At 42.9% G+C, this 5,771-nt stretch carries 4 protein-coding genes; 2 read left to right on the forward strand and 2 right to left on the reverse strand.

Annotated features, from left to right (window positions below; translation table 11 throughout):
• Positions 1–117 precede the first annotated feature (117 nt).
• The gene (locus ABFX15_RS08140) at positions 118–1,536 is read right to left on the reverse strand and encodes a peptidoglycan DD-metalloendopeptidase family protein (protein ID WP_346024961.1); all 1,419 of its coding nucleotides are present in this window, start codon (positions 1,534–1,536) and stop codon (positions 118–120) included.
• A 523-nt stretch (positions 1,537–2,059) separates the two neighbouring features.
• On the opposite strand from ABFX15_RS08140, the gene ABFX15_RS08145 reads away from it, so the two are divergent.
• Both ABFX15_RS08145 and ABFX15_RS08150 read left to right on the forward strand, forming a co-directional pair.
• The gene (locus ABFX15_RS08145) at positions 2,060–2,818 is read left to right on the forward strand and encodes a GNAT family N-acetyltransferase (protein WP_346024962.1); all 759 of its coding nucleotides are present in this window, start codon (positions 2,060–2,062) and stop codon (positions 2,816–2,818) included.
• Between the two features lie 2 nt (positions 2,819–2,820).
• Positions 2,821–3,825, forward strand: coding sequence for a GNAT family N-acetyltransferase (locus ABFX15_RS08150; protein ID WP_346024963.1), 1,005 nt, complete (start codon positions 2,821–2,823; stop codon positions 3,823–3,825).
• Positions 3,826–3,923: 98 nt separating this feature from the next.
• On the opposite strand, the gene ABFX15_RS08155 is transcribed toward ABFX15_RS08150, so the two are convergent.
• Positions 3,924–5,621: a M3 family oligoendopeptidase gene (locus ABFX15_RS08155; protein WP_346024964.1), complete on the reverse strand. Its 1,698-nt coding sequence runs from the start codon at positions 5,619–5,621 to the stop codon at positions 3,924–3,926.
• Positions 5,622–5,771: the final 150 nt, after the last annotated feature.

A 5,771-nucleotide genomic window follows, 5' to 3' on the forward strand; every position in this document is an offset into this window, starting at 1 on the left:
TAACAGTTCCTACTGCCAAGTCTGTAGTGGACTTTCACCACCAAGTTGTCGCCCATGCCGGGCGCACGAAAAAGAGAGAAAGCACTAATGCCTTCTCTCTTCAGCCATATATATTAATTAGTTGATGTAGCTCATCGGATTAACTACAGATCCATTTTTACGTATTTCAAAGTGAAGGTGGACCCCAGTTGAACGTCCAGTTGTTCCCATGATTCCCAGCTGCTGCCCTTGAGACACGCTTTGTCCAGGTGCTACGTTCAAGTTAGGTTGCATGTGAGCGTACAACGTTGAGTAGCCATTACCGTGATCGATGATAACTGTATATCCGTAAGATCCTGAGAAAGAAGCCTGAGTTACAGTTCCAGCACGAGAAGCTCTGATCGGTCCGCTTCCGGCAATATCCACACCTGCGTGGAATGATCCTTGCTGACCTGTCACAGGATGTGTACGGTATCCGAATGGAGAAGTGATACGTCCACTTGCTGGTCTAGCCCACCCGCTGTTTGAAGCTGGTGCAGAATTATTTGATCCGCTTTTTGCCGAGCTGTTAGACGAACTTGATGAAGAAGAACTGCTTGACGAGTTGTTAGAAGAAGTGCTGCTTGATGACGTTGATGCCTGTGAACGACGCTCTGTTTCAGCTCTTGCCTGAGCCTGAGCTTCTGCCTGAGCTCTTGCTTTTGACTCCGCTTCTCTTCTTGCTTTCTCTTCAGCGCGACGGATTTCTTCCTGACGCTTGCGTTCCGCTTCAATAATACGCTGCTGCTCTGCTCGCATTTCTTTGCTCAAATTACTTGCACGCTCAGCGACTATTGTCTGTTCATTAATGAAAGAGTTTCTTTCATCTTCAGTCATATCATAGCGTTCAGCGACCTGCATGATTGTATCCTCAAGAGCCAAACGCTGGTTGACCAGGTTGTTACGGTCGATTTCCATCTGAGCCTTAACTTTTTCCATTTCTTCCTGTTCAGCCACCACTTGAGCTTCAGTTTCTTCTAGTGCCTGATGATCTTCAAATTGTGCCTGTACAATGTTCTGGTTTGCGGAAACCAGCTGACTGACAACACCAATTCTACCAATCAGATCTGATAAACTTTCTGCTGACATCATGATATCAACAATATCCGCCGGGTTAGCGTTAGTCTGAACTGAACGAGCCTGAGTTTCAAGCTGCTCGTTTCTACGAGCGATCTGATCTTTCAGCTGTTCGATTTCTTCATTTAAACGTTGGATTTCTTCTTCAATCTTTTCAATTTCTTTTGTCTGTTCATCCAGTCTATTGACCAGTTCATCGATGTTTCCTTGAAGTTCAACCACATCATCTTCAAGCTGTTTCTTTTCTTCTTCAAGTGACTGCATGCGCTGTTCTCGATCTGAAATCTCACCATCCAGTTCATTGGATTTCTGATTCAGCTCCTGCTGCTGCTGTTCAAGATCTCTCATTCTTTGAGAAGAAGCTTCTACGTTCAATGTGCTGAATGTTGGTGCAGCCATCATTGCTGCCGCCATTACTGTTAAGATGCGTTTTTTATTCAATCTGATAACTCCCATTTCTATTTATATTCAATCAGTTTCATAATAAAAAGTTCAATATTAGTCTTGCTTCCCTTGCTGTTATAATGAAATCATAACACGGGATATGAGGTCAAAATTTTTAAATCCTATGACAAAAAATCATGCATTTTGTTACACGTCTGTATTGTTTGACGAAAGTTTGACTATTCGGAACACCTCAACCCGTTGATATAAAAGGCTTTATGATTATATTAACTGTAATATTCAGTCTTCCTCCTATGGAAACCAGTGAACAATAAGTGACAAATATTGACATCCCTTAACTTATCTTTCCTCACTCTATTGAAGTATCAGCCCTTTTTATTCTAGTAACTGTGCTAACTTTGTCCTTTTCAATTATTTTCATTGTCAGTATCAGTGAATACTTTAACACCAGTTGTTGTAGTCATAAGTTTAGTCCACTTCTTTTTATTTAAAGTAACTGATTCTTTTCAATCCTATGGCATTTTGCTATTCTAGTAGGTATGAGAAAGGAAAGGTGCCCATGATCGATTTTCATATGCTCTGCTCTTATAGTAAAGAAGCAGACAGGAATGAGTTTTTTATTCAGTATTTCAATCCATCTGCCCTGTTCAGATACGATTCCAACTACTTTAATCTGCTTTATTCCCCTTCAAAAGAAGAATTTCAACTGATAGAAGATATGCACTGGTTTTTTTCAGAAGATAATGGGCTCGGACATGTCAAATTTACCTGGCCTATAAATCAGGGTCTGCTTCCGGAGACGCTCGAATATTTGAGTGAGCAGGGTTACGGTCTTGAGAAACTGGAGCTCTACTCTATCGATCCGATATCCTTTAAAGCATCTGTAGCTGACGGCATACAAGTAATCAAGGTCAGCCTTGAAGAACTCGACACGTTTAAATCCCTCAACTACATTGAGGATATGAAAACGTCCCGATATTTTGCTGACGAGAAACAAGGTTTTTATGACCTCATATTCTATGATCCGCTTGTTACCATGTGGCTTGCTCTAAAAGAGGACCACGCAGTCGGATCCTGTCTGACTGTAGAGCAGAATGATACCATCGAAATAGATGATGTATTCACATTGCCGGAATATAGAGGTCAATATGTAGCCAGTACACTGCAGGCCAAAGTCATGGGCGAAGCGGTCAAGAAGAACAAGCTGGTTATTCTGGCTGCTGATGCAGAAGACAGTGTCAAAGATATGTATACAAAGCAAGGCTACACCTGTGCCGGTTTTCAAATCGGTGCCCTAAGAATTATTGAGGAGGAATAAGCGTGAGTGTATCATTTAGACAGTTAACTGCTGATGACTTTGACTTATACAAAAATATGGAAACCGGATTAGAAGACGACTATATGCTTAAGGTGTTTGACCGCCTGACGACTAAGGGAAATGCTCTCTTCGGTTTATTTGAAGATGAGACTCTTGTCGCTGTGGCCGGTTATACTCTTTTTGCTGGTGAATTTGCCATGCTGGGTCGTCTAAGAAGTGATAAAAGACACCGTCAGAATGGGTATGGTACAAAAATCACCGAATATATTCTCAATGCGGCCAGACAGACCCCTTCAGTGAAATGGATCGGTGCCAATACAGAACTGCACAACAAACCTGCTCAGAAGGTACTGGAAAAAATCGGACTGCCCCATGTAATCACGTTCTACGCTGCACAGGCTTCAACGCTGACCCCTCTTATGACCGGAGACACGGAATGGACTATAGTGGACGATCGACATGAGAAAAGACAGTGGATCGAAGAGACTTACCTTAACCCCTCTTTTGAAAAGTCTGTCTTCCCCTATGAAGCCTATTATCCATTCCCTGCACGACCATCACTTTTCAGTGATGAGAAACTGGATGAAATGGACTGCTATATAAATTCTGACGGGACCCGGGTCCTCTTTATGTGGCGAGAAGTAAAAGGGACCGAATACCTGCATGTTGTTTACCCATGGGCCGACTTCAACGAACAGCCTGGACTGTTCGAAACAGTCGATCGCTCCCTCCAGATGCTCAAAGCTGAAAATCCTGAGGCGCTAGTCTGGATGGACCTAACTCAAGAAGAAACTGACACTCTTCCTGCTGACCATCCTTTTGACTTTCCCTCTCCATGGATGCTTCACGGGATGTTCAAAAAAGAGGCTGATTCAATCGAAGAAGCGAATCAGATGATGGATGAACTGGAAAAAGAACTCAGCGATTTGAACGATCTGCTTGATAAGAACCAGGATAGGCTCAACACCCTGAGTGAACAGACTAACGATCTGGATTCGAAAATTTAGTTCAATTGTCCTGCAAATAAAAAAGCCCCACTGATTCACAGGGTCGCAGTTCATTTTTGAACTGTCGGATACCCTGTATGATCAGTGGGTTTTTTAAATTATAAAGCTTTGTCGTCGACTTCTTCCAGTGCCTGGTCGATCGTCTGAATGACCCCTTCTAAAGAGCCTTCTTCAAAAGGTGAGCGCAGATTGGCTGTCGATACAGTTTCAAGGAAACTTTGTGTGCCGCCCGCTTTACAGATTGCCAGATAATCAGTCCATGCTTTTTCATCCTGATCGACTATCGCACGTTTCCAGAACTGCAAAGCACAGATCTGAGCGAGAGTGTAGTCAATGTAGTAGAACGGCATGCCGAAAATATGTCCTTGTCTGAACCAGAATGTTCCTTTATCAAGGAAGTCATTTTCAGAAAAATCGCGATCAGGCAGGTACTGTTTCTCAAGCTCGCGCCAGACCTGCTTGCGTTTCTCAGGTGACCACTCAGGATTTTCATATACTTCGTGCTGGAAGTGATCGACCAGAACACCATAAGGAAGGAATCTGACCGCTCCACTCAAATGATTGAACTTGTACTTATCTGTCTGATCTTTAAAAAACAGCTCCATCCATGGGTAAGTGAAGAATTCCATGCTCATTGAATGGATTTCGCAGGTTTCAAAGGTCGGGAAGACGATCTCAGGCTGCTTGATCCATCTTGACTGATAAACCTGGAACGCGTGACCTGCTTCGTGAGTCAATACATCGATATCCCCTGACGTCCCGTTGAAATTGGCAAAGATAAATGGCGACTGATAGTCAGGAATATAGGTGCAGTAGCCCCCACCTGCTTTCCCTTCCTTGGACAACAGATCGACCAGCTCTTTATCGAAAAGAAAATCGATGAATTCAGCTGTTTCGTTACTCAGTTCATGGTACATTCTGCGGCCGTTGTCGATAATGTAATCCGGGTCGCCTTGAGGTGTCGGGTTACCATCAAGGAACTGAAGAGACGCATCGTAATGCTTCATATCTTCTATTCCGATTCTTTCAGCCTGACGCTTGGCCAGTTTCTGAGTCACTGGAACCACATAATCAAGGACCTGTTTGCGGTAGACGTCCACCATGCCCCGGTCATAATCAAATCGTTTCATTCTGATGTAACCTAGTTCAACAAAATCTTTATACCCGAGCTTCTTCGCTATCGTATCTCTTACTTTGACAAGTTCGTCATACAAATTATCTAGCTTACTTTCATTTTCCTCAAAGAAACTCCACTGGGCGTCGGATGCTGCTTTTCGTGTGTCACGATCCGTCGATTCCAGATATGGCCCGAACTGGGATAAGGTCAGCTTCTTTCCGTCAAAGTCTATTTCTGCGGAAGCAAGCAGTTTCTGATAGTCACTGCTCAGCTGATTTTCTTTCTGCAGCAGATCGATGACACTGGAATCGAAGGCATCCAGTTCGAACTGCATATTCTGAAAGAAGGTTCGCGGATAACTGTCCTTCAGTTCATCAAGATAGGGAGAAGCCATGATGGCTTTATAATACGTCGTGGTGAGTTCCTGATAGTACGGAGAGTATTCATTCCAGTACTTGTCTTCCTGATCATAAAACTCATCTTTGGTATTAATCGAATTACGGATAGAAGCGAGCGTACTCATGGTATCCAGTGATGCAGTCAGCTCAGATACTTGGTCAATGGCCTGCTTGACCTGATCAGCCGATTCCGCTTCTTTCAAATTGTCAACGAGATGAAGGAAGTCTTTTTTGTATAAATCAAAATCCGGCCGTTCGTAAGTATAATCTTGAAATTTCATTGGTTGCCTCCTGTGTCGATTATTAATTTTTCTTTAGTATAGCATAAGAAGACTCAAATGATATACTAAACCTCGTTTGGTATGTGTAAAGCTATTCTCGGAAATTTATTCTAGAAATCTGAAACGCAGTTTATTGTTTTTGACTTTCTC

Origin of the sequence: Alkalibacterium indicireducens, from assembly GCF_039522005.1 — a bacterium.
Classification (GTDB): Bacteria; Bacillota; Bacilli; order Lactobacillales; family Carnobacteriaceae_A; genus Alkalibacterium; species Alkalibacterium indicireducens.

Coding starts and splice junctions, on each gene's coding strand:
- ABFX15_RS08155 (WP_346024964.1), bottom strand. CDS start 5,621: ATGAAATTTCAAGATTATACTTACGAACGGCCGGATTTTGATTTATAC.
- ABFX15_RS08145 (WP_346024962.1), top strand. CDS start 2,060: ATGATCGATTTTCATATGCTCTGCTCTTATAGTAAAGAAGCAGACAGG.